The organism is Bacillus sp. L75 (genome assembly GCF_003676355.1).
Classification (GTDB): Bacteria; Bacillota; Bacilli; order Bacillales; family Bacillaceae; genus Bacillus; species Bacillus velezensis.
The window spans coordinates 41,981-63,513 of sequence record NZ_ML064901.1 but is presented as its reverse complement, the minus strand read 5'-3'; the positions used below and the strand labels follow the sequence as shown (position 1 = coordinate 63,513).

Sequence of the window (21,533 nt, the reverse complement as noted above, 5' to 3'; positions counted from 1 at the left end):
ATGTTTAAAAAACCCCCTTTTTTCACATAATAATAGAATCATGAAAAAGGGGGTTCCCAAAAGTGGATAAAGTATCTGGAAAACAGCTCAGAATCACATTCAAAATCATCCGCGCCTGCATCTTTCTGACACTGATCGGCGGAATGCTGGCCGGCGTCTGCTTCACATCCGTTCTTCTTGCAGCGAAATGGCAGGGGGCCCCCTCCGTCCGGGTTCCTCAGTCTACGATTCTTTATGCAAATGACGGCTCAAAGCTAGGTGAGACCGATTTCGGGGAAAAGCGCTACTGGGTCCGGTTAAAAGATATCAATCCGATAGCGGTGCAGGCCGCCATTGCGGTGGAGGATCAAAACTTTTACAATCACCACGGTTTTGATTACCGGCGGATGGCCGCCGCCGCGCTGGCTGACATAAAGGCAATGGCCAAGGTTCAGGGCGCAAGCACCATCACCCAGCAATACGCGAGAAATCTCTACCTTGAGCATGATAAGACATGGAAACGTAAATGGAATGAAGCCTTTTACACGATCCGCCTTGAACAGAACTATTCTAAAAACGAGATTTTAGAAGGTTATGTAAATACGATATATTACGGCCACGGCGCATATGGAATTGAAGCCGCCTCGCGCCTGTATTTTGGCAAACACGCCAAAGATCTGAACGATGCGGAAGCCGTGCTCTTGGCGGGCATACCGAAAGGCCCGTCCGGCTATTCGCCATATGTCAGCGAAAAGAAGGCCAAACAGCGCCAGGAAACCATTCTCCGACTGATGATCGGCCAAAAAATGATCTCAAAAGAAAAGGCGGAAAGGCTTAAGAAAACGCCGCTTGCCTATCAGCCGCTGAAAAACAGAACCGCGGCGAAAACGGCGCCTTATTTTTACGATGATGCGATGAAAGAACTCGAGAAAAAGCTCGGCATGACGCGCGAACAGCTCGCAACGAGCGGATTGCGTGTTTATACGACGCTTGATAAGCGCATGCAGCGGATTGCGGAAAACACTGTGGCACATACGATCCGTACCGGCTCTGACATTCAGGTCGGCTTTTCCGCGATTGATCCGGCAACAGGGCGCGTGCTTGCGCTTCTCGGCGGACGTGACTACGAAAAAAGCCCGTTTGACCGGGCGACACAGGCGAAACGGCAGCCGGCTTCCACGATCAAGCCGCTTTTGTACTACAAAGCGATTCAAAGCGGCTTTACACCGGTCACGCTGATGAAAAGCGAAGCCACAGAGTTCCAGATTGACGACAACGGAAATACTTATTCTCCAAGCAATTACAACGGCTACTATGCCAATAAACCGATTACGCTGCTTCAGGCGCTTGCGTTATCAGACAACATTTATGCCGTGAAGACTCATCTCTTTCTCGGCATGAATAAGCTCGTGTCGGCGGCAAAGGAATTCGGCATCAGCGAACATTTAAAGCCCCTTCCGTCTCTGGCGCTCGGAACTGAACCCGTGCGCCCGATTGAGATGGTTAATGCCTATGCGATGCTCGCAAACGGGGGAAAACAAATCACCCCTTCCTTTATCACAAAAGTGACGGATACCGCCGGCAACGTCTTGTATGAACAGCCGCGCGGACATCAGCAGACGCTTGATAAAAAAGCCGCTTTTGTGACGGCGAGCATGATGACGGGCATGTTTGATCAGGATTTAAACGGCTATACTTCCGTCACGGGACGCACCATTTCTGACCGGCTGACCCGAACCTATGGCGGTAAATCAGGCACGACCAGCGCAGACAGCTGGATGATCGGCTTTAACCCGGCTCTTGCCGCCGGTGTATGGACAGGCTATGACAAAAGCAGCACGATTGATTCAGTAGAAGAAAAAAGCTATGCGAAGACGATTTGGGCGGACTTTATGGAGAAGGCGCTCGAAGGAGAACCGGAAATAGCGCTTAAACCGCCGAAGGGCGTCACGGGCGTCTATATCGATCCCGCTTCCGGCTACACTTCGGGACCCGGCTGCGCCGCAAAGCATTATACGTATTTCATCGCAGGCACTGAGCCCGCGGATGTGTGCTACGGATCGGAACCTTCTAAAAAAGAAAAGGAACACGCCCCCGCCCGCAAAGAAGCTCCGCGCAAAAAGTGGTGGGATAAGTGGCTCGGCAAAAAAGACTGAGCCCGGTGCATTGCGCGCCGGGCTTTTAATCCGCGTCTTCCTCAAGCACCCATGGGAGCAAGAGTGAAAAGTCGAGATGGATAATAGGGTCAGGAAAACCCTTCGGTATAAAAAATGTTGTACTCGGCAATGAAAACGAAAAGCGGATATCTCCCGCCCTCTCGATATGAAACTTCGGCCAGCCTTCCCTAAGCCTGCCGACAATCGGATAGCTGCCCGCATAATGATGCAGGCCGTTTTCCTTTCCATGCTCCCCCAAGTCGTGACAGACAGCCGGACGAATCCCAAACTGCGTAAACAATCTTGTTTTCTCGGCGGGAAGGAGATTCACCGCCTCGGAAAAGTTCCGGCAGCTCCCGCAATCGCAAGGATCAGGCCATGATTTTTCGTATTGTTTTCTCGTTTCCGCCGCATCTGCTTCAATGACCCATGGCCCGATTTCAAAGACGGTGAACATGATGAAACCTCCGCGTAAACATGAAAAACCCCGAGTCTTGGTTCGGCTCGGGACTTTCCATGTCCTGATTCTGTATCAACAGTTTACTCAGTACAATCGCAAAATAGTGCAAATATTTATAAAGTTCACAAAAAGTTCACAAATTATTTTTCTTCCGGAAGCAGACCTGTTTTCAATTCATCGGATGAACGTTCCCAGAGCCCTTGGTCATGCTTCTGCAGAAATTCAGCAAGCACCTGCTTTGAGCTGGCGTCCATTTTGTCCACGATAATGCAGCGCTTCATTGATTTATCCATTAAATTCACATGCTCCGGCAATGACTTATAGCCTCTGCGGATACTTCTGTCCACGGTCATTTCACAAGCCGTCACACCCGCGTAATAAGGGCCTTCTTCTTTTCTGTCGATGGTGACCCACACGAGCCAGTACGGTTTTCCGTTCGGCACTTCATCTTTGTTCGGCAGGAATTTGATGCCTTTTTCAACGACACTGCGGGCATGCATGGCGCCGATGTCAACGAAGGCTTCCTTCTCTTCCACATCGACAAATACCGGAGAAATATTGTCAAGGCTCAGCGCCCCGGCGCCAAAACCGCCATGTCCGTCGGTCGGATCACTTTTAATAATATTAAATCCGATTGTTTTCTTCTTTTTTTCTTCCATGAAAATACCCTCCTACAAAAGCGGTTGAAATATAATGGCAAATACCTTGAGAATCCAGTCTCTCCCCTCACTTAACAGCGGCCACACGACATAGGAGCCGACCGGTGTCACAAACAGCACGAGAAACACGATAATCCCGTAGCTCTCAAACTGAGTCATTTTGGCGCGCACCCGCGGCGGCACGAGATCCTCAATAATCCGGTAGCCGTCAAGCGGAGGAAGCGGCAGCAGGTTGAATAAACACAGCGCGAGATTCAGCTGAATCCAAATAGAGAAAAAGCGGTCAAGCCCCATGCTGAATGCAGAAAGCAGCTCCATTCCGTAAGCATGCATCAACACTAGCAAAAAGAAACCGATAAAGGCAAGAAGCAGGTTGCTTACAGGCCCGGCGACGGAAACCAGCACTCCCGCCAGCCGCGGTCTTTTAAAGGCGCGGCGGTTCACCGGCACCGGACGGGCCCAGCCGAAACCCGCGACCAAAATTAGAATCGTTCCGAAAACATCAAGATGTTTAATCGGATTGAGCGTTAATCTGCCCTGTCTCGCCGCGGTATCGTCTCCGAACCGATACGCGACATACGCGTGCGCCAGTTCATGCATCGTAAATGCCACGATCAGCGTAATCACGACATAGGGCATAAGCTCCAGCGGATAATATAAAAATCTGTCCAAATGTAAAAATCCCCTTTTTTAAAAAATGCAAGATTGTCCTTCATTCAGTATACTATAAGTGACCTCTCTTCCAAAGAGAGGAAACGATAAAGGAGGATCAGCACCATGCCGCTCGTAACCGTTAAAATGCTTGAAGGCCGCACAGATGAACAAAAACGGAATCTGGTTGAAAAAGTGACAGAAGCCGTAAAAGAAACGACAGGCGCAGCCGAAGAAAAGATCATTGTCATGATTGATGAAATGAGAAAGGATCATTACGCCGTCGCCGGCAAACGGATCAGCGATACGGAGTAATCCTTGATAATGGCCGGCGCTGCTATGTCAGGCCGGCTTATTTCATTACTTTTTCAACGAGGCTGAAAAAGGTATTCTTTTCTTCTTCTGTCAATGCTTCGAACAGCTCGTCAATGAGCATCTGCCGGTTTTCAATCATTTGCATGGCCGCCATTTTTCCCGATTCGGAAAGCGTCATCCATACCGTGCGTCGGTCTTCGTTATTTCTCGACCTTTCCACGAAACCCTCTTTTTCTAAATGATTCAGAGCGGTTGTCGTGGCTGAAGGCGATAATGTAACTTCCTGCAATATATCTTTAATCGTGCACGTGCCGTGCCGGTAAATAATCCTGAGAATAAATCCTCTGATATTGTTTATACTCTTCGGAATTGTCGCCTCATCAAGCTTTTTCGTGCTCTTTAAATATTTCGTGAGCGCGTAATCCAGTACATTTGCTTGCAATATATCGTACTCCATGCAGAAACTCCCCATTTCAAGATGCATCCATCATCATTTGATTGTTTTTTATTACATTTTACTGATACCTCGCGGGGAAAGTCAAAATTTCGGCCGGAAAGCCCGCAACTTTTATCCTGCCCTATACAGACTATTATCTCCTGCTTTTTTACCCATCCCTTTTATGCAATGCTGGTTTTATAGACATGATTCAGGTAAAATCATTAAGGGTGACTGCGTTTGACGGAAAGGATAATCTGATCGGATGCGGCAGACAATATGACTGGAAAAGAAACGGAACAGACGGGGAAACAGAACACAGGATTGTCGATTACACAGAAGATGTGACACGGGTAAAAGCCAAAGAGCCCCTCTTGGCTTTTGCTTTTGGATGGAGGGATGCGTGTTGCGGAATATCCTACAAAAAAAAGACATCACCCAGCTGCTTGAACAAAGCAGAAACAGGCAGACTGCCAAAACGATGGGTGGATTTGATTTAACTTTACTGGGCATCGGCGCCGTCATCGGGACGGGCGTCATGGTTCTTACAGGCATTACGGCCGCGAAAAACGCCGGACCTTCCGTAATCTTTTCTTTTATCATTGCAGCCGTTGTCTGCAGCCTTGCAGCATTATGTTACGCCGAAATCGCTTCTGTTCTCCCGGTTTACGGAAGCGCCTATATTTACTCTTATACCACCATGGGAGAAATTGTCGGCCATTTAATGGGCTGGACGCTCTTATCCGTTTATATGGTGACGGCGTCGGCGGTGGCAAGCGGCTGGTCAAGTTATTTTAATAATCTGTTAGCCGAAATCGGCATGCCTTTGCCGGACAGTCTGCTGCACGTGCCGAGCCAGGGGGGCATCGTCAACCTTCCTGCCATCATCATTACTCTATTAATTGCCGTCGTTCTGTCACGCGGCTCCAAAGAGAGCAAAACCTTTAATAATATAATGGTTCTCGTAAAAATCGGAATTGTTTTGCTGTTTATCATCACAGGAAGCTTTTTTGTAAAGCCGGGCAATTGGCATCCTTTTATGCCTTTTGGAATCAAAGGCGTCATTACGGGGGCTTCTGCCGTCTTTTTTGCGTTTCTCGGATTTGACGCGATTTCCGCTTCGGCTGAAGAAGTCAAAAAACCGCAGCGCAACCTGCCGATCGGTATTATCGGTTCACTGGTGATCTGTACATTGGTATACGTCATCGTCTGTCTCGTCATGACGGGGATGGTTCCGTATTCACAGCTTAATGTGCCGGAAGCCATGTCTTATGTGCTGCAGTCTGTCGGACAAAACGCGGTGGCGGGCGTTATCGCTGCCGGTGCGGTGATCGGACTGATGGCCGTCGTTCTCGCCCATACCTATGCGGCGACCCGTATATCTTTTGCGATGGCAAGAGACGGAATGCTGCCGAAAGTCTTTACCATTGTCGGAAAGAAATCGGGAGCGCCGATCTTTAATACGTGGCTGATCGGACTGATCAGCGCCTGCATCGCGGGTTTTGTTGATCTGAAAGAGCTGTCAGATCTCTCAAACATCGGCGCATTATTGACATTCGCCATGGTCAGTCTGTCCGTGCTGATTCTGCGCCGCACCCATAAGGATCTGCCACGGGGATTTAAAGTGCCTTTTGTACCCGTACTGCCGATTTTGGCCATTATCTGCTGTTTGTTTTTAATGGTCAATCTGCCGCTGAAAACGTGGCTTTATTTTGCCGTCTGGCTGATCATCGGCGTGATCGTTTACTTTTTATATTCGTACAAGCACAGCAAATTGAGACAATAAACAAAACCAGGCCCGCTTTATGTGCGGCCTGGTTTTTTCATCAAAAAAGACGAAAGCCATCGCCTTTAACAAATGTGTTTCAGCTCTTCTATGTAGTGAAGCGCCTCATCATATTCTTCATCCGTATATTTCTGTTTGCTTTTTATCGTAAACACTTTCTCTTTCTTTTCCTCAGCTTCAAGGCCGTCAAAATACAAAATCGTAGACACCAGCTCCAAAAACCGGGATGAGCGGCTGTTGACGCTGTCGATGTACTTCTTCATATCCGGCATCGTAAGCTCCGCATGATGTAAAAACTCGGCTCCCGTCTCCGTCAGCGAGTACCGGTATTGAAAGTAGCCGCCCTTTTTTTCCTTCACCTCATCCAGAAACCCAAGATTGCACAGCTCTTCAATTCGAAGCGTCAGTTCTTCGGAATACGGGCCGTAAAAATGAAAATCATATTTTTCGTAGAAAGGATACTGCATTTTCTTCGCGATATAAATGATTTTCTGCAGCTTTTTCCGCCCGATGATTTCTCCAGAATCCGAGAACACCTTCATCAGTTTTGCATGTTCTTTCAACAAATTCCCGACATCTCCTTTTCCTTCTTTACCAAAATCCTTCTATGTCAGTCCCAGCAGCTGCCGGATTTTTAATTTTGCTTCAGGGTTTTCTGAATCGTCGCAAATGAGGTCCATCGGATAGTAGAGCTTATGGTCCGTCCGGCGTTTGCCCGAAATGGATTCGACAATGGCGGACTGCCTGGACAGCTCTTTGATCTGGCCCTTCTGCGTTAACAGGTGAATCGGCAGACGCTCCTCCTCTTCACCCGGCCGGTAAAAATCATACGGCAGATCCGATGAAGAATCGACCACTAAATAGTAATTGGGATCAATTCCCGCCTCTTTAAACAGAGCGGTCAGTTCAAAATAAGCCGACATTTCCTCATTGGGGTTAAATTCGGCATATTGAAACAGCTGGCGGTTAATGAAGCGGCGGCACAAGTCGGACAGAATCGGGTCCTCTTCTTCTTCCCAAGCCTGGAAATAATATAAAATGATGGCTTCATCAAGTTTCAGATAATCCGCAAGCGTCAGCTTCCCTTCAAAAATGGAATAAAAATGAACGGGAGCATGAGTGAAGATATACCCTTCTTCATGGAGCTGCTTTGCACGGTGGAGAATTTTCGTCAATATGACTTCAGCGCTTCTCGTCACGGGATGAAAATACACCTGCCAGTACATTTGATAGCGGCTCATAATATAGTCTTCGACGGCGTGCATGCCGCTTTGCTTAATGACGATTTGGTCCTCTCGCGGACGCATCACCCTTAAAATCCGTTCCATATCAAAATGTCCGTAGCTGACGCCCGTATAGTATGCGTCCCGCTGAAGGTAATCCATCCTGTCGGCGTCAATCTGGCTCGAAATCAAGCTGACCACCTGTTTGTTTTTGTATGTTTTGGCAATGACTTCGGCAACATCCTGCGGAAATCCCGGTCCCGCCTTTCTGAGAACCTGATTCACCTCGGTGTCGCCGAGAATGATTTCCCTCGTATAGTCTTCATGATCCAGATGAAAAACCTTTTCAAAGGAATGCGAAAACGGCCCATGTCCCAAATCGTGCAAAAGCGCGGCGCTGAGACAGAGTTCGCGTTCATTGTCATCCCATTCAGGACGCCCTTTAAAAACATCATCAACCATTCGTCTGACTATCTCATAGACGCCGAGAGAATGGTTAAAACGGCTGTGTTCCGCGCCGTGAAACGTCAAATACGTCGTACCGAGCTGTTTGATCCGGCGCAGCCGCTGAAATTCACGGGTGCCGATCAAATCCCAGATCAGCTTGTCCCGCACATGAACATAGCGGTGAACGGGATCTTTAAACACTTTTTCTTCTGATAATTTTCCGTTTGGATACGCCATCGTCATTCCCTCTTTTTTTTAGCCGTGATTCTATTATATCGGCTCTGTAATTTGAAAACATCCTTGAATTTGTCCGGCGTTTTGTTCCAGTTTTCCGACATTGATTTTTTGAAGCAAAAAAGCCTGACCCATCGGGCGAGGCTGTCGTAAAAATACACATTTACTTTTTGATCTTCTTTTTCACTTTCTCAATCAGCTCGTCCTCAGTCGGCGCCGACAGCGGGCGGTTGTTTACGAAAGCAAACGATTTTTTGCGTCCGGGCCCGCAATATGACTGACATCCGACCTCCACTTTTGCATCCGGGTCAGCTTCTTTCAAACGCGGCAGCAAAGTCTTAATATTGGTGGCCTGGCAATCATCACACACTCGGAATTCATTAGCCATGATGTACGCTTCCCTTCATTCAATGTTCCTCTATGTTAAAACTTAATTTTAAAAACGAAAAAAATCACATCACATCTCATTGTACAAGGATTCATCTTATCCTGCAAGGCTCTGCGTATCTCTCATTCTTTCAGCCAATTTGTATAAATATTTTCCAATCTGGACATTCTAATACCATCAAAGATATTGGGGGTTGAGAACATTGACAAAACAAAGACAGGACGCCTGGTCGGAGGAAAATGACCTGCTGCTTGCGGAAACCGTGCTCCGGCACGTCCGGGAAGGAAGCACGCAGCTGAACGCCTTTGAAGAGGTAGGCGATAAATTAAACAGAACGTCGGCAGCGTGCGGTTTCAGATGGAATGCCGTCGTCCGCCATCAATACGAAAAAGCGCTTCAGCTCGCCAAAAAACAGCGGAAACAGCGGATGCGCGCGCTCGGAAACGGCCAGCCGGCCAAGAAGAAACTATTATATCAGCCGCCTGCGCCGGATGCGGACATCATGCAGGAAACCGCAGCCGAAGAGACGGTTCAAACGGAAGCGCCAAAAGAGGATCGGCAAGCCGTCATGTCCGGCGAACATATGCCTTATGTCGATGAAAGCTTCAAGGAAGAGTTAGCTAGTTTATCACATTTGCTGGCGCCTCAGCAGCCGAGCCAAAAGGCGGAGCTCACAATGGCAGACGTCATTCAATTTCTGAAGAGCTATGAAGGCAACGGAAAGCAAACTTCCGCCCTGCAAATGGAAAATGACCGTTTAAAACGGGAAAACCAAGAACTTCAGTCTAAAACCGAGCAGCTGGAAGCGGCCGTCGAAAAGCTTGAAAAAGATCAAAAAACCATTCAGGAAGACTACGAAACCTTGGTGAAAATTATGAACAGAGCCAGAAAACTAGTTTTATTTGAAGACGACGAACATGCCTCTCCGTCCTTCAAAATGGACCGGAACGGCAATTTAGAAAAAATGGCCGAATAACGGAAAAACCCCTTTCCTTGTCATGGAAAAAGGGGTTTTTGCCATTTGTCAATGACGCGCATCCTGATCTATATTAATGTAAACATTGTTCAGGAGGCCTTCTTCCCGCAAGGGCTGCGCATCTCGGTCCCCGCCCGCACATAAGCATAAAGATTCAATTCCTCATCCCAAATGGTTCTTGGGAATTATTGATCGATTAGCTACTGTGCAATACACTGTATAGAGAATACAATTATTAGATATGATGGGAATGATAGTAAATGAGTAGCCAATTACGAAAAGGAGCGTTGGAACTTTGTGTGTTGTCCCTGCTTCTTTATGAAGATTTATATGGTTATGAATTAATCAAGATCATAAGTGAAACGTTCCCTGTATCGGAGGGCACCATCTACCCCATATTACGAAGACTTACAAAAAACAACTATTTAAAAACGTATACAGCAGCTTCCGATCAAGGCCCGTCACGCAAATATTACAAGGTAACAGAAGAAGGCGCCTTTTATCATCAAACATTAAAATCGGAATGGCTTGACCTGTCCGAAAAAGTGAACAGCATCATTAAGGAGGGAAAATGAATGTGTAAAGACCAATATTTAAAACATCTCCGGCGGGAAATAAAAGATCTGCCGGAACTTGAGCAAAAAGAGATACTCGCCGATATCGGCGAAATATTCCAAATGGGCGGCGCTGAAGGAAAAAGCGATGAACAAATCGCCGACAATTTAGGAAACCCCAAAACACTTGCGCGCGCCTTAAAAGCGGATATTTTCATCAGTGATGCCGAGGAGCAGAAAACATGGCGCTCCTTTTTCAAAGCATTCGGCCTGATGCTGGGGATGGGCATGTTCAACTTCATGTTTATGCTGACACCGTTTCTTTTTGCCTCTGTTGCGGTGTTAAGTTTGATGGCGATCGGCCTGATGCTGATGACCGGATCATTCTTTCTCCTCGTAAAAGTGCCGATTGTAACAGCCATTTTTAACGGATGTATGGTTCTTGGAGCGGGTATGGCGGTGTTTATGGCCGGATTTGATCTTTCGAAACTGATATTCCGCATCTTTTTGCGCTATTTCAAATGGAATGTCAGCGTTGTAAGGAGGGAAACCATTGAATCGAAAAATGTGGTATAGCATTGCTCTCATTTTAATCGTTGCCGGCCTGATCGGAAGCATGTTCTTCGGTTTTGACGGCTTTTACCCTAAATCATAAGGAAGGTGTGCAAATATCATGACTGAACCAGCCCTGATATTAAAAGATGTCTCTAAAACAATCAATCATACCCCTATTGTACAGTCAATTTCTTTCGATGTGAGAAAAGGCGAGATTTTCGGCCTTTTAGGGCCGAACGGCTCAGGAAAAACCACTATTTTCAGAATGATCGTACAGCTTATTAAAAAAACAGAAGGAGCCATTTCATTCAGAGGCAGACCGGACAGCGACTTTGAATATTTTATGAGACATATCGGGGTTATCATTGAAGGCCCGGATATGTATCCGAATATGACCGCTTTGCAAAACCTAAAATATTTTACTAAACTGCGCAGCACCTCGCTGCGAACGGATGACCTTATGAATACCCTTGCAAAAGTCGGGCTAGAGCAGGCTGCCCGCAAAAAAGTGAAACATTTCTCATTAGGTATGAAACAGCGCTTGGGGCTCGCTTATTCTCTTCTTCACAATCCCGGATTATTAATTCTGGATGAACCGATGAACGGCCTCGATCCTAAAGGAATGAAAGAATTGCGCACCATTCTTTCCGATTTAGCGAAGCAAGGGGTTTCCATTTTATTATCAAGCCATTTATTGTCGGAAATGGAGGAGATTTGCGATAGGGTTGCCTATATTAAAAAGGGACGGATTTTAGGAATTGAAGACATGAAGAACAGACATGACCTTGGTCAGAAAAAGCTGTTTACCGTCACGGTCGATCATCCGGCAAGGGCGAAAGAAATATTAGAGCAGGACGGTATTCTTCAAGTACAGCAAAAAGACAGCCGCATCATTGAATTGGAAGCGGAAGAAGATACCATCCCGTATGTCATTAAATCTTTGGCAGAGAAAGAGATTCTGATTTCCCGCGTTTCTGCAAGAACTTTGTCATTGGAAGAGAAATACATGATGATTACAGATCAGGAGGACGCGGTATGAGCATATTTCATCTGGCGCAGAACGAATTCATAAAAATAACCCAAAAAAAAGGCACACTTTTATCTCTTTTTTTCCTGTTTCTCATCGTTTTGCTGGCCGGCCTTATTATGAATCATGAGTTAGATGCTTCCTCGGATAACAATTGGAAAGAACGGCTTCTCGCCGAAAAAAAACAGGAAGAAATTGATAAACCCGCTGAAACGACAGGCGTTTATTATTCTGCTGATGTTAAGAATAAAGACTATTATTTGGAGCATAACATCAACCCTTATGAATGGAACGGCTGGAGGTTTTTCGGCACGGTTACTTCAAACGGGCTTGAGATTTTCGTCAGCTTGACCGCGATTTTAACCGTCAGCGGGGTTGTTTCTAAAGAGTTTGCCCTTGGGACGATTAAGTTTATCGCTACAAGCCCGAACCGAAGATGGCGGATTTTAACATCGAAATTTCTGGCGTCTCTTCTGTTTACCGGCATGGTTTACTTATTTTACTGTGTGAGCTGTTTGCTGATCGGCGGCGTGTTATTCGGTTTTTCCAATGCTTCATATCCGCTCGTCTATACTCATTTAAATGACAGTCTGTATACCATCAGTTCAATCAAAGCATCCGGAATCATTCTGCTTTTGCGTTTCATATCAATTATAAGCATTGTCACCATTGCGTTCACTTTGTCAGTATTGTGCAAAAGCCAGGCGCTCTCCCTTTGCTTATCCATTTTACTGCTGTTTGCCGGCAGTATATTGGGCGGAACTGATTTGCTTGCCCAATTTACGTGGTATAAATTTACGCTCTTTCCGCATTTAAATCTCGTTGCTTATGTAAATAAAAGTGCGGGTGATGCGATTTCAACGTTAAACATCCCCTATTCCATGACGGTTATAGCGATCTACTTTCTTATATGTTTATTGATTTCTTTTTCCGTCTTTCAAAAGAGAGACATTACAGCATAGACAGAGAGGCGGCGGCATAATGAGCGGACGGCAGGAAATACTGACGGTCCAGTAATTTGCCGCTGGCCGCCCCTTGGTCCATCGCTAACGGATTCAAATAACCGAAGCTCCCGCTGCTTCGCTGCTGAAAGTGTAGAAATTCCCGCCCTTCCCGTATAAAAAGCGCCTCATCGAATCGGAGAAATTTCATAATGGCAGTGTATTTTGCAACGGCGTCAATGTGATACTTTCTGCACTCGGCTAACATTAAACCTGAAAAAGCAAAGTCTGATGTTTTGTACCATTCCGTGAGAAAAGGCTGCAATTCTTTCATTTGCAAATAAGTGACTGCATAAAGGGCATCCGCCTGTTCTTCCTGCATGCCGCCCGGTGCCATGAGCAAATCGGCCTCACGTTTCATCCCGGTTTCTAAGAACACGATCAGTTCTTCCGGAGTCACCGCCCCAAAATAAGCCCCTAACACCATGAGGATCATAGAGGAGGGCACTGATTTCAGTTCCTCTTGTAAACCGCGGACCATTTGTTCAAGTCCGTTATGAAAAAAGATGCTTTTTGCGGCATCTATCCTGCGGTACACATGATACGCATACGCGAACAGGACCGGATGGCATTCGTGTGTTTTTTCTCCGAAATAACGGTCTAGGAATAGAATAACTTCTTCTGTATCCTTTCTGCTTTCAAAATGATGACATGCCGCTAAACCGCAAAACAGGTGCATGAGATCATCTGCTTCCATTTCTTCCGGCTGCAGCTGAATGTTCTTCCAAAAACCCAGCAGCCATTCTTCTGTTTTTTTTATATTAAAATGTTCCTTGACTATCTGCATGTTCCACACTCCAGATTCAGAATCTCAATCGCCGGCAGAAGAGCCGGAGCACAATGAATGGATGGATTCTCGTTATTTATATGATGAAGAGCCGCTTGACAGCCATAAAAAAATGGATCGATACACGATTGGATAAATAACATATTGCACAGCTGTTTCATTTTTCGGCTGCCGAGACAAAACACAAGCCATTTTTGAATGGACGCCTTCAAGCCGGGATGAAGCAGATGCTCTCCCTCATTCAAATGAAGAAGACAGTACTCGACAAACTCCAGCTCGTTTTCAGCTGTTCTTTTCCATGCGTCATGGAGCAAAGGCTGAAACATCGAATTCTTGTAAAAGCGCACTTTTTCATGGTCAGTTGACATTCCCAGCTCGCTCAGCAAACCGACGAATTCGGCGTATTTAAAATAAGGCCATTCTTTTTTTATAAGATAGCCGTTTTGCAATCCGTGACGTATGACCTGATCATCCGAATCCATTCCCTGCTTCTTTTTATAAGCTTTTGCCGTTAAATAGATATGAATCAACTCATTGACAATGGCCGTGTTACAGTGAAACAGATCTTCCCAGCATGACTTATCAACGAAAGCGGAGGCAATCCTTTCAGTATGTTCTTTTACAGCGGAAGAATGGCTCGTCTTCCTGTAGTACTTGCAGAAGCCGGCAAACAGCTGAAGGCTCTTTTGATCCGGAAGCGATTGTTCAGCAAAAGATAATAAAAATTGATCCGTCTCTTCAGCTAATCTATTCAAGTTAATCGTTCCTTTCTGCTCTAAGACAGGCATGCGCGGCACCAGCGGCGACAAGTGTTGTATGATAGCAATGTTTGAACACATCTTCTCTTCGCTGTTCACCTGTCAAACCGGGTTTATGTTGATAGGTGATGCTCGGGACATTCCCCTCTTTCATTCGGCCCTGATAGATTTTATTCCAGGCTGCTTCATAGAGCGGTTTATGGTTGTCCTTATCCATGTTGATATGTAAAAAAGAGCTGCACATCAATAATTCACTGGTAATATCTAAATTCTCAAGACAGATATAGATCCCGAGAAATTTCAGGACCTTTTCTTTTAAGGACGGCAGATGATACTCTTTATCCGTAAGCGAAGAACATCCCATGTCTGTTATATAAAAAATCGTATGAGTGATGCTGTACGCATCATGATCCGTCATATATGTATTTGGGATATCCTGACCAGCTGCTGTGTAGTGATATAAGTCAGAAAAATCCGTTATTTCCGAGGTTACGCCTGCTCTTTGCAGACTGTACTTCAGATCCATTTTCCGAAAGGGAACTTTAGCAAGGCTGCAATCAAAACGCGCTGCCGTGAATTTTTCCAGCTCCCATATCACCGAAGCCCGTGACGGATGATCAGTCAAGGTAAGAAATTCACCCGCAATAGCCAATCCGGCGAGACCGTCCGGATCAAAATGAATAAATTCTTCAAGCTGATCATTACGGAGCCTTTCTGTAATAAACTCCGTTATAACAGCAACTTCCTTATCATCTGCCTGATTTCTGATCAGGTAATTGGTAAGAAAAATGAGTTCTATAAATGTTTTAAGGCGCCATCTGAAATCATTCGCTACTTTATGATTCATATCAAAATAATGGATATTTTTAACAATCCATGACAGTGCTCCCCGCTTAATTTCTCTTATATACTCTTGTGTCACACTCTCACCGCCTCGTCTCAGATGTGTAGGCTCCAAACAGTGATTATCCTACTTTTGAGCGGCTAAATCAGAGAAATTCAAATTCGGGTTTTGATTGTCTTCTTGGCTCGGCACTACAAGCACCCAGCCGCTCCAAGCGAAAGAATTGCCTGATTGTTCCGCATCTCCGGCTAACAAATGTGTCGGGATCGTGATTCTTTTTTCTTCTTTTATTTTTTTAAAGTTCATATCTCCATCTCCTTTAGTTTATAGAATTATTTGGAACCTACATAAATATATTAATCAAATAAGGTATATAATGTAAACTAGTTTTCATATAACACTTCTTTTTTCACTATAACTAAATAGTATATAATTACCAAAAACAAAAAAAGCCCGGACTTAGTCCAAGCTTTCCTGCGTGCCGAACACCTTCTCATTCCGTTCCAGCATTCGGGTCAGATTTTTTTCAAATACCATTTCCTCTTCCGGCGATAATCCGGCTGCATACAGGCGTCCGCTGAGTTCCTTCAGTTCAGTCAAAAGCGCCAGCATTAAGTCCTGCACGGTAATGTCCGTTTGCAGCAATTCGCTTAATGAAGCCATCGTTTCGGGCCGGATATCGGGATATACGCCTTTTGTATCGTTGCTTTTGTCTTTTAAAGCGGCTTGATAGAAACGTCTGATCAGATCGGCGCGTTCGCTTCCGCTTTTATCGGCGCAGAGGTAAATCTGAACCGCGGTTCCGCCCCGCAGGCGTCTTTGTGAGATTCCCGCGAATTTTCGGCCGCCGATGCTGAGATCATAGCTGCCCGGACAGTACGATCCTTTAATTTCATATGCTTCAATTTCGGCATGGTGCGGACGCAGCATCCGCCGCACCAGCTCTGTCATCGCCTCGTAGCCTCTGTCGATGTCGATGCCTTTTTTCTCGTCTTCAAAAATAAGCGAGATATTCAATACGCCTTCGTCCAGTACGACGGCGAGGCCTCCGGAATTGCGGACAATGACACGATAGCCTTCGTCCTCCAGCAATTTCACGCCGTCCTCTAAAAACGGCAGGCGCGTGTCCTGAATGCCGAGCACGATCGTCCGGTGGTGCACCCAAGAGCGTGCCGTCGCAGGCGATTCCCCTTTGCCTACGGAGGCGCACAACGTATCATCCATTGCGAATGACTGCTTCGCATCAAAATAAGGGCCGAGGCTGGATTGGTCAATGATTCTCCAGCTCGGCTGCATCAGTAAATCAATCGGTTGCTTTCCCATCTATTTTAAATCCCTTTCGTCATAGGCTTTCCATGCATTTATTATATCACTCCGCTTGTGATGATTGAAATTGGCTTTTCAATAGAGCGATGAAGATTTCTTTGTTTTTTGTGTTCTCCATAATGGAAGATTGGATGATAGACAGTTTCCGTTTTAAGGAGAATCCTTTTATCTCAAGCACGGAAATGCTGCCGTGAAGCAGATCCTTTTGCAGCACGCTTTTTGACAGAACGGAAAGACCCATTCCGCTGATCACGGCTTCTTTGACGCCCTGGTTGCTGCTGATCGTCATCATGGATTTCGGCCGCAGTCCGTTTGATTGAAGGACGTGGTCTAAATATTCCCTCGTTCCCGAACCCTTCTCCCTCGTCACCCACGCTTGATTTTGCAATTCGGCAGCCGGGATGTTTTTTCTGCCGGCGAGCGGGTGTCCGTTCGGTGCGGCAATGCACAATTCATCCTCCATAAACGGCTGAATGTCCAGCTCGTTTTTCCCCGTATGCCCTTCAATTAATCCGATATCGGCTTGAAGCATCCGAACCGCTTCGCTGACCTCCTCCGTGTTTCCGATCATGACGTCCAGGTTCAGCTCGGGATACTCGTCATGAAGCTTTGCGAGAAGCGGCGGCAGAATATATTCGCCGATGGTAAAGCTCGCGGCGATTTTGAGCTTCCCTTTGACATAATGATGATGGGCGTAAATTTCGGATTTCGCCTGTTCGTACAAAAAGACCATCTGCTTGGCGCGCTGATAGAGAATGTCCCCCGTCGGCGTAGTCGTAAAGTGCTTCGGAGAGCGGTTCAGCAAGGCGGTTTGAAATTCTTTCTCCAGGTTTTTAATGTGAAGGCTGACGCTCGGCTGAGAAATCATCAGCTTCTGCGCCGCCTTTGTAAAGTTTTTTTCTTCCACGACGGCAATGAATGTTTTCAGTTCCCCATAATACAAAAAGCATCGCCCCTAATCATTATTTTTCCTAATCGTTTAGATCATATAAATATATTTTACTAATGATTAAGACCGCAGTAAAGTGGAGTTATCAAGATAATGGGAAGTGACTGAGATGAAGATGGTAAAAGGTGTTTCAGTTACCGCAGGAATTGCGTTTGCGGCTTTCTATGTCAGCCGCCTGCCGTTTTTGCAAATGCTCGGAATGCTTGTCCTTGCAATGCTGATCGGCATGCTCTGGCGCGCCGTATTCGGACAGCGGGCGGCATTAGAGCCGGGGATCGCGTTCTCAAGCAAATACTTGCTGAAAGCAGGCATCATCCTGCTTGGCATGAGACTGAATCTGGCGGATATCTATCATGCGGGCTGGCACGTATTTGCAATTGCCGTCTGCTGTATGATGTTTGCGGGTGCCGTTGTATACGGACTGTCCCGGCTGTTCCGTATAGATCAGACACTCAGCACGCTGACAGCCTGCGGCACAGCGATCTGCGGGGCGGCTGCCATTGCCGCGATCGCGCCGCAGATCAGATCAAATGAAAATGCAGCCGCCATCAGCGCGGCCGCCGTTTCGTTATTAGGAACCGTTTTTACTGTTGTATATTCTCTTGCTTATCATGGATTGGGCTTTTCTCCTGCGGCTTACGGAGCCTTTTGCGGGGCAACGCTTCACGAGGTGGCGCATGCGGCGGCGGCCGGCAGCGCCGGAGGAAAAGCAGCCGTCGAGATGGCGGTGATCGTCAAACTGACCCGGGTCGCGCTGCTCGTCCCGGCCGCATTCATGCTCGGAATGCGGGCGCGCCGCAGCGGAAAGTCAAAGACGGCTTCTGCCGCTTCGCTCCCCATCCCTTGGTTTATCTTCGGATTTCTCGGAATGAGCGCCATCCATACATCAGGCGTTATTTCAGCCTCGTTTTCCGCGTTTCTTGTTCAAGTGTCTTATGTTTTAATCGGCATGGCGATGGCGGGTCTCGGTTTGAAAGTCCATATATCGGCGTTTCGTCATAACGGCTGGCGGGCGCTCGCAGCAGGCTTGATCGGTTCTCTCTGTTTGTCCCTGTTCGGCTGGGCCGCAGTGACGTTCTTTCTATAAAAAAATGCCGGCCCTCGTAAAGGCCGGCTTTTGCGGATTACAGCGCTTGAGCAGCCGTAATTAACGCAAGATTGTAGACGTCTTCCGCATTACATCCTCTGGAAAGATCGTTTACAGGCATATTCAATCCTTGCAGAATCGGTCCGACCGCTTCAAAGCCGCCTAAGCGCTGAGCGATTTTGTAGCCGATGTTTCCTGCTTCAAGGCTTGGGAATACAAATACATTCGCGTCTCCTTTAATGTCGGAGTCCGGCGCTTTTTTCTCCGCGACAGACGGCACAAATGCAGCGTCGAATTGGAATTCGCCGTCAAGCGTAAGCTCAGGCGCTTTTTCCTTCGCAATTTTCACCGCTTCAGCCACTTTGTCCGTCTCGTCTGATTTCGCCGATCCTTTTGTAGAGAAGCTGAGCATGGCAACGCGCGGGTCAATGTCAAACATTTGAGCCGTATTGGCGCTTTCAATGGCGATTTCGGCAAGGTCCTGGCTGTCAGGAGCAATGTTGATCGCGCAATCAGCGAACACATACTGCTCGTCACCGCGGGCCATGATGAAGACGCCTGATGTTTTTTTCACGCCTTCTTTTGTTTTGATGATTTGCAGTGCAGGGCGCACCGTATCAGCAGTAGAATGTGCAGCTCCGCTGACAAGTCCGTCTGCGAGACCTTTGTACACAAGCATCGTGCCGAAATAGTTTTCGTCCAGCAAAGCTTTGCGGGCCTGTTCTTCCGTCGCTTTGCCTTTGCGGCGTTCTACGAAAGCCTGAACGAGTTCTTCCATGCCTTCATATGTATGCGGGTCAAAAATGTCCACGCCGTCAAGCGTAAGATTTAATTCTTTCGCTTTTGCTTGAATGTCTTCTTTATTGCCGACTACGATCGGCTTTAATACCTTGTTGCCCGCCAAGTTGTTGACCGCAACCAGGATACGTTCGTCCAACCCTTCAGGAAATACGATTTTCACATCTTTTCCTGCGACTTTTTCTTGTACTTTTGTAAATAAATCTGCCACGATATACCCTCCTCTATGTTGACAAAAAACGCTTACTTTTACAGCATACTCTTCTTCCAGCTAAATTCAAATAACCAACTTCTATTATAGCGCTTTCAAAAAGAAATCTTATTTTTCTAACTAATTTAATTGACCGTTTGTTCACGGCATAGTTTCTGACACAAGGCTTCGGATTATTCAAGGTTTCTCCACAGCCGAAACGGTTAAACTGTGATATAGTGAAGGCATCAATGTAATGAAAAGATATAGGAGTGAAGATACATGAGTGAGCAGCAAAAAACGAACGAAGCCGCCCAAACGCTTGACGGCTGGTACGCGCTTCACGATTTCCGCACAATGGACTGGACGTCATGGAAGATGTTATCCAGCGATGAGCGCCTGTCGATTATTCACGAATTTACGGGACTGCTTGAAAAATGGGGTGTCGCCCAAAAAGAAGGCAAAGGCTCGCAAACCATCTACAGCATCGTCGGACAGAAAGCTGATTTTATGCTGATGATTCTTCGCCCGACAATGGAAGAGCTGAACGAAATCGAGCTTGAATTTAACAAATCAAAGCTTGCTGAATTTACAATCCCGGCTTATTCTTACGTGTCCGTGGTTGAGCTGAGCAACTACCTCGCAAGCGGAGAAGGCGATCCGTATGAAAATCCGCATGTCCGCGCCCGCCTGTATCCTGAGCTGCCCGAAGCGAAATACGTCTGCTTCTATCCGATGGATAAAAGAAGAAGCGGCAATGACAACTGGTACATGCTTTCTATGGATGAACGCAGAAACCTGATGAGAAGCCACGGCTTGATCGGACGGAGCTATGCCGGCAAAGTCAAACAGATTATCACGGGATCTGTCGGTTTTGACGATTACGAATGGGGCGTCACGCTCTTCAGCGATGATGTGCTTCAGTTCAAAAAACTTGTTTACGAAATGCGCTTTGATGAAGTCAGCGCGCGCTACGGCGAATTCGGTTCATTTTTTGTCGGAAACCGCTTGTCTCTTGACACGCTTCCGAAGTTTTTGCACGTGTAACAACCACCCGCCTGTCCGGCGGGTTTTTCCTTTGTCAGAATTTAAATAAAATTTGCTATTTTTATCATTTTTTTTTACGATGTAAAGGAGATTCCATTTTGGTAAAGGGGTGCAGACAGTTGTCAAAACGAACCGCGTTTATTATGGGAGCCAGTCAGGGGATCGGCAAAGCGATCGCTCTGAAACTGGCGGACAATGGCTTTCATACCGTCATTAATTCTCGAGTTCCCGAAAATATCGAATCGGTAAAAGAAGAGATCCTCGCCAAACATCCGGATGCGGGCGTCACCGTTCTGGCCGGGGATATGTCGGATCAGAAGACAAGAGCCGGCATTTTTGAAGAGATCAGATCACAATGCGGACGGCTTGATGTATTGATCAACAACATTCCGGGCGGCTCGCCGGATACCTTTGAAAACTGCGATATAGAGGATATGACAAATACCTTTACGAATAAAACAATCGCTTATATCGACTCTATGAAAACGGCCGCAGCAATCATGAAACAGCACGAATTCGGCAGAATCATTAATATCGTCGGAAACCTATGGAAAGAACCCGGCGCCAATATGTTTACCAACAGCATGATGAACGCCGCTTTAATTAATGCCAGCAAAAACATCGCCATTCAGCTTGCGCCTTTTCACATTACTGTCAACTGTCTGAATCCCGGGTTTATCGCCACAGACCGTTATCACCAATTCGTGAAGAATGTCATGAAGCAAAACGGCATTTCTAAAGCGGAAGCGGAAGAACGGATTGCATCAGGCGTCCCGATGAAGCGTGTCGGAACTCCGGAAGAAACCGCGGCGCTGGCTGCCTTTCTTGCCTCTGAAGAAGCCTCCTATATTACCGGACAGCAAGTGTCAGCCGACGGCGGCAGCATGAAAAGCATATAAT

Annotated in this window: 25 protein-coding genes; 11 read left to right on the top strand and 14 right to left on the bottom strand. The window is 46.7% G+C overall.

The genetic code is table 11. The annotated features are described in order from the left end of the window. Positions 1–62: 62 nt before the first annotated feature. Positions 63–2,135, top strand: coding sequence for a transglycosylase domain-containing protein (locus D5S11_RS00335; protein WP_020957976.1), 2,073 nt, complete (start codon positions 63–65; stop codon positions 2,133–2,135). A gap of 25 nt (positions 2,136–2,160) precedes the next feature. Here the strand turns inward: D5S11_RS00335 and D5S11_RS00330 are convergent, their stop codons facing one another. The 3 genes from D5S11_RS00330 to D5S11_RS00320 form a co-directional block, all read right to left on the bottom strand. Further along, the gene (locus D5S11_RS00330) at positions 2,161–2,592 is read right to left on the bottom strand and encodes a hypothetical protein (protein ID WP_007407648.1); all 432 of its coding nucleotides are present in this window, start codon (positions 2,590–2,592) and stop codon (positions 2,161–2,163) included. A gap of 143 nt (positions 2,593–2,735) precedes the next feature. Beyond that, complete coding sequence (locus D5S11_RS00325; RefSeq protein WP_007407649.1) at positions 2,736–3,254, bottom strand: YwhD family protein; 519 nt, start codon at positions 3,252–3,254, stop codon at positions 2,736–2,738. 12 nt (positions 3,255–3,266) lie between these two features. Next, positions 3,267–3,926: a site-2 protease family protein gene (locus D5S11_RS00320; protein WP_003151043.1), complete on the bottom strand. Its 660-nt coding sequence runs from the start codon at positions 3,924–3,926 to the stop codon at positions 3,267–3,269. Positions 3,927–4,031: 105 nt separating this feature from the next. Here D5S11_RS00320 and D5S11_RS00315 point away from each other — a divergent pair, with 105 nt between their 5' ends. Then, the gene (locus tag D5S11_RS00315; protein WP_020957977.1) at positions 4,032–4,220 is read left to right on the top strand and encodes a 2-hydroxymuconate tautomerase; all 189 of its coding nucleotides are present in this window, start codon (positions 4,032–4,034) and stop codon (positions 4,218–4,220) included. Positions 4,221–4,257: 37 nt separating this feature from the next. On the opposite strand, the gene D5S11_RS00310 is transcribed toward D5S11_RS00315, so the two are convergent. Then, positions 4,258–4,677, bottom strand: coding sequence for a MarR family winged helix-turn-helix transcriptional regulator (locus D5S11_RS00310; RefSeq protein WP_020957978.1), 420 nt, complete (start codon positions 4,675–4,677; stop codon positions 4,258–4,260). Between the two features lie 385 nt (positions 4,678–5,062). Between D5S11_RS00310 and D5S11_RS00300 the strand changes: the two genes are divergently transcribed. Further along, positions 5,063–6,442 carry an amino acid permease gene (locus D5S11_RS00300; RefSeq protein WP_032865071.1) on the top strand — a complete coding sequence of 460 codons (1,380 nt, stop codon included), beginning with the start codon at positions 5,063–5,065 and terminating at the stop codon, positions 6,440–6,442. Between the two features lie 65 nt (positions 6,443–6,507). On the opposite strand, the gene D5S11_RS00295 is transcribed toward D5S11_RS00300, so the two are convergent. The 3 genes from D5S11_RS00295 to D5S11_RS00285 form a co-directional block, all read right to left on the bottom strand. Then, complete coding sequence (locus tag D5S11_RS00295; protein ID WP_007407653.1) at positions 6,508–7,008, bottom strand: YwgA family protein; 501 nt, start codon at positions 7,006–7,008, stop codon at positions 6,508–6,510. 39 nt (positions 7,009–7,047) lie between these two features. Beyond that, the gene (locus D5S11_RS00290) at positions 7,048–8,349 is read right to left on the bottom strand and encodes an HD domain-containing protein (RefSeq protein ID WP_007407654.1); all 1,302 of its coding nucleotides are present in this window, start codon (positions 8,347–8,349) and stop codon (positions 7,048–7,050) included. Positions 8,350–8,509: 160 nt separating this feature from the next. Continuing rightward, on the bottom strand, positions 8,510–8,734 hold the full coding sequence (locus D5S11_RS00285; RefSeq protein WP_003151034.1) for a YuzB family protein: 225 nt from the start codon (positions 8,732–8,734) through the stop codon (positions 8,510–8,512). 202 nt (positions 8,735–8,936) lie between these two features. Here D5S11_RS00285 and D5S11_RS00280 point away from each other — a divergent pair, with 202 nt between their 5' ends. From D5S11_RS00280 to D5S11_RS00260, 5 genes are all read left to right on the top strand, one after another. Next, the gene (locus D5S11_RS00280) at positions 8,937–9,710 is read left to right on the top strand and encodes an RsfA family transcriptional regulator (protein ID WP_085341585.1); all 774 of its coding nucleotides are present in this window, start codon (positions 8,937–8,939) and stop codon (positions 9,708–9,710) included. A gap of 260 nt (positions 9,711–9,970) precedes the next feature. Beyond that, entirely contained in the window at positions 9,971–10,285 is a 315-nt protein-coding gene (locus D5S11_RS00275) for a PadR family transcriptional regulator (protein ID WP_007614461.1), read from the top strand. Next, positions 10,286–10,840 (top strand): HAAS signaling domain-containing protein, encoded by a 555-nt coding sequence (locus D5S11_RS00270; RefSeq protein ID WP_007407658.1) that lies wholly within the window; start codon positions 10,286–10,288, stop codon positions 10,838–10,840. 97 nt (positions 10,841–10,937) lie between these two features. Further along, complete coding sequence (locus D5S11_RS00265) at positions 10,938–11,858, top strand: ATP-binding cassette domain-containing protein (RefSeq protein WP_020957981.1); 921 nt, start codon at positions 10,938–10,940, stop codon at positions 11,856–11,858. After that, a complete protein-coding gene (locus tag D5S11_RS00260; protein ID WP_032868174.1) occupies positions 11,855–12,808 on the top strand; it encodes an ABC transporter permease in 954 nt (317 codons plus the stop codon). Before D5S11_RS00265 ends, D5S11_RS00260 begins: the two co-directional genes overlap by 4 nt. Here D5S11_RS00260 and D5S11_RS00255 read toward each other — a convergent pair. From D5S11_RS00255 to D5S11_RS00230, 6 genes are all read right to left on the bottom strand, one after another. Beyond that, positions 12,798–13,634, bottom strand: coding sequence for a hypothetical protein (locus tag D5S11_RS00255; RefSeq protein ID WP_038462322.1), 837 nt, complete (start codon positions 13,632–13,634; stop codon positions 12,798–12,800). The two genes, D5S11_RS00260 and D5S11_RS00255, sit on opposite strands and share 11 nt — an antisense overlap. Next, the gene (locus D5S11_RS00250) at positions 13,625–14,422 is read right to left on the bottom strand and encodes a hypothetical protein (RefSeq protein ID WP_032868176.1); all 798 of its coding nucleotides are present in this window, start codon (positions 14,420–14,422) and stop codon (positions 13,625–13,627) included. Before D5S11_RS00250 ends, D5S11_RS00255 begins: the two co-directional genes overlap by 10 nt. Beyond that, positions 14,391–15,314: a DUF6895 family protein gene (locus tag D5S11_RS00245; protein WP_007407663.1), complete on the bottom strand. Its 924-nt coding sequence runs from the start codon at positions 15,312–15,314 to the stop codon at positions 14,391–14,393. The genes D5S11_RS00250 and D5S11_RS00245 overlap by 32 nt, the downstream gene beginning before the upstream one ends. A gap of 48 nt (positions 15,315–15,362) precedes the next feature. Continuing rightward, on the bottom strand, positions 15,363–15,542 hold the full coding sequence (locus D5S11_RS00240; RefSeq protein WP_003151018.1) for a hypothetical protein: 180 nt from the start codon (positions 15,540–15,542) through the stop codon (positions 15,363–15,365). 153 nt (positions 15,543–15,695) lie between these two features. Then, positions 15,696–16,559 (bottom strand): octanoyl-[GcvH]:protein N-octanoyltransferase, encoded by an 864-nt coding sequence (gene lipL / locus D5S11_RS00235; protein WP_007407665.1) that lies wholly within the window; start codon positions 16,557–16,559, stop codon positions 15,696–15,698. A 46-nt stretch (positions 16,560–16,605) separates the two neighbouring features. Further along, positions 16,606–17,505, bottom strand: coding sequence for a cysJI operon transcriptional regulator CysL (locus D5S11_RS00230; protein WP_003151014.1), 900 nt, complete (start codon positions 17,503–17,505; stop codon positions 16,606–16,608). A 115-nt stretch (positions 17,506–17,620) separates the two neighbouring features. Between D5S11_RS00230 and D5S11_RS00225 the strand changes: the two genes are divergently transcribed. Then, positions 17,621–18,598 carry a YeiH family protein gene (locus D5S11_RS00225; RefSeq protein WP_015240790.1) on the top strand — a complete coding sequence of 326 codons (978 nt, stop codon included), beginning with the start codon at positions 17,621–17,623 and terminating at the stop codon, positions 18,596–18,598. A gap of 37 nt (positions 18,599–18,635) precedes the next feature. On the opposite strand, the gene pta is transcribed toward D5S11_RS00225, so the two are convergent. Then, positions 18,636–19,607: a phosphate acetyltransferase gene (pta, locus tag D5S11_RS00220; RefSeq protein WP_003151012.1), complete on the bottom strand. Its 972-nt coding sequence runs from the start codon at positions 19,605–19,607 to the stop codon at positions 18,636–18,638. Positions 19,608–19,868: 261 nt separating this feature from the next. Between pta and hemQ the strand changes: the two genes are divergently transcribed. Further along, positions 19,869–20,633: a hydrogen peroxide-dependent heme synthase gene (gene hemQ, locus D5S11_RS00215; protein ID WP_003151011.1), complete on the top strand. Its 765-nt coding sequence runs from the start codon at positions 19,869–19,871 to the stop codon at positions 20,631–20,633. 119 nt (positions 20,634–20,752) lie between these two features. Beyond that, on the top strand, positions 20,753–21,532 hold the full coding sequence (gene bacG, locus D5S11_RS00210) for an NADPH-dependent reductase BacG (protein ID WP_020957987.1): 780 nt from the start codon (positions 20,753–20,755) through the stop codon (positions 21,530–21,532). The last annotated feature ends 1 nt before the right edge of the window (position 21,533 follow it).

Coding starts and splice junctions, on each gene's coding strand:
- D5S11_RS00330 (WP_007407648.1), bottom strand. CDS start 2,592: ATGTTCACCGTCTTTGAAATCGGGCCATGGGTCATTGAAGCAGATGCG.
- lipL (WP_007407665.1), bottom strand. CDS start 16,559: ATGGGAAAGCAACCGATTGATTTACTGATGCAGCCGAGCTGGAGAATC.
- D5S11_RS00325 (WP_007407649.1), bottom strand. CDS start 3,254: ATGGAAGAAAAAAAGAAGAAAACAATCGGATTTAATATTATTAAAAGT.
- D5S11_RS00275 (WP_007614461.1), top strand. CDS start 9,971: ATGAGTAGCCAATTACGAAAAGGAGCGTTGGAACTTTGTGTGTTGTCC.
- D5S11_RS00265 (WP_020957981.1), top strand. CDS start 10,938: ATGACTGAACCAGCCCTGATATTAAAAGATGTCTCTAAAACAATCAAT.
- D5S11_RS00260 (WP_032868174.1), top strand. CDS start 11,855: ATGAGCATATTTCATCTGGCGCAGAACGAATTCATAAAAATAACCCAA.
- hemQ (WP_003151011.1), top strand. CDS start 19,869: ATGAGTGAGCAGCAAAAAACGAACGAAGCCGCCCAAACGCTTGACGGC.
- D5S11_RS00290 (WP_007407654.1), bottom strand. CDS start 8,349: ATGGCGTATCCAAACGGAAAATTATCAGAAGAAAAAGTGTTTAAAGAT.
- D5S11_RS00285 (WP_003151034.1), bottom strand. CDS start 8,734: ATGGCTAATGAATTCCGAGTGTGTGATGATTGCCAGGCCACCAATATT.
- D5S11_RS00310 (WP_020957978.1), bottom strand. CDS start 4,677: ATGGAGTACGATATATTGCAAGCAAATGTACTGGATTACGCGCTCACG.
- D5S11_RS00255 (WP_038462322.1), bottom strand. CDS start 13,634: ATGCAGATAGTCAAGGAACATTTTAATATAAAAAAAACAGAAGAATGG.
- D5S11_RS00240 (WP_003151018.1), bottom strand. CDS start 15,542: ATGAACTTTAAAAAAATAAAAGAAGAAAAAAGAATCACGATCCCGACA.
- D5S11_RS00225 (WP_015240790.1), top strand. CDS start 17,621: ATGAAGATGGTAAAAGGTGTTTCAGTTACCGCAGGAATTGCGTTTGCG.
- D5S11_RS00270 (WP_007407658.1), top strand. CDS start 10,286: ATGTGTAAAGACCAATATTTAAAACATCTCCGGCGGGAAATAAAAGAT.
- D5S11_RS00250 (WP_032868176.1), bottom strand. CDS start 14,422: ATGCCTGTCTTAGAGCAGAAAGGAACGATTAACTTGAATAGATTAGCT.
- D5S11_RS00315 (WP_020957977.1), top strand. CDS start 4,032: ATGCCGCTCGTAACCGTTAAAATGCTTGAAGGCCGCACAGATGAACAA.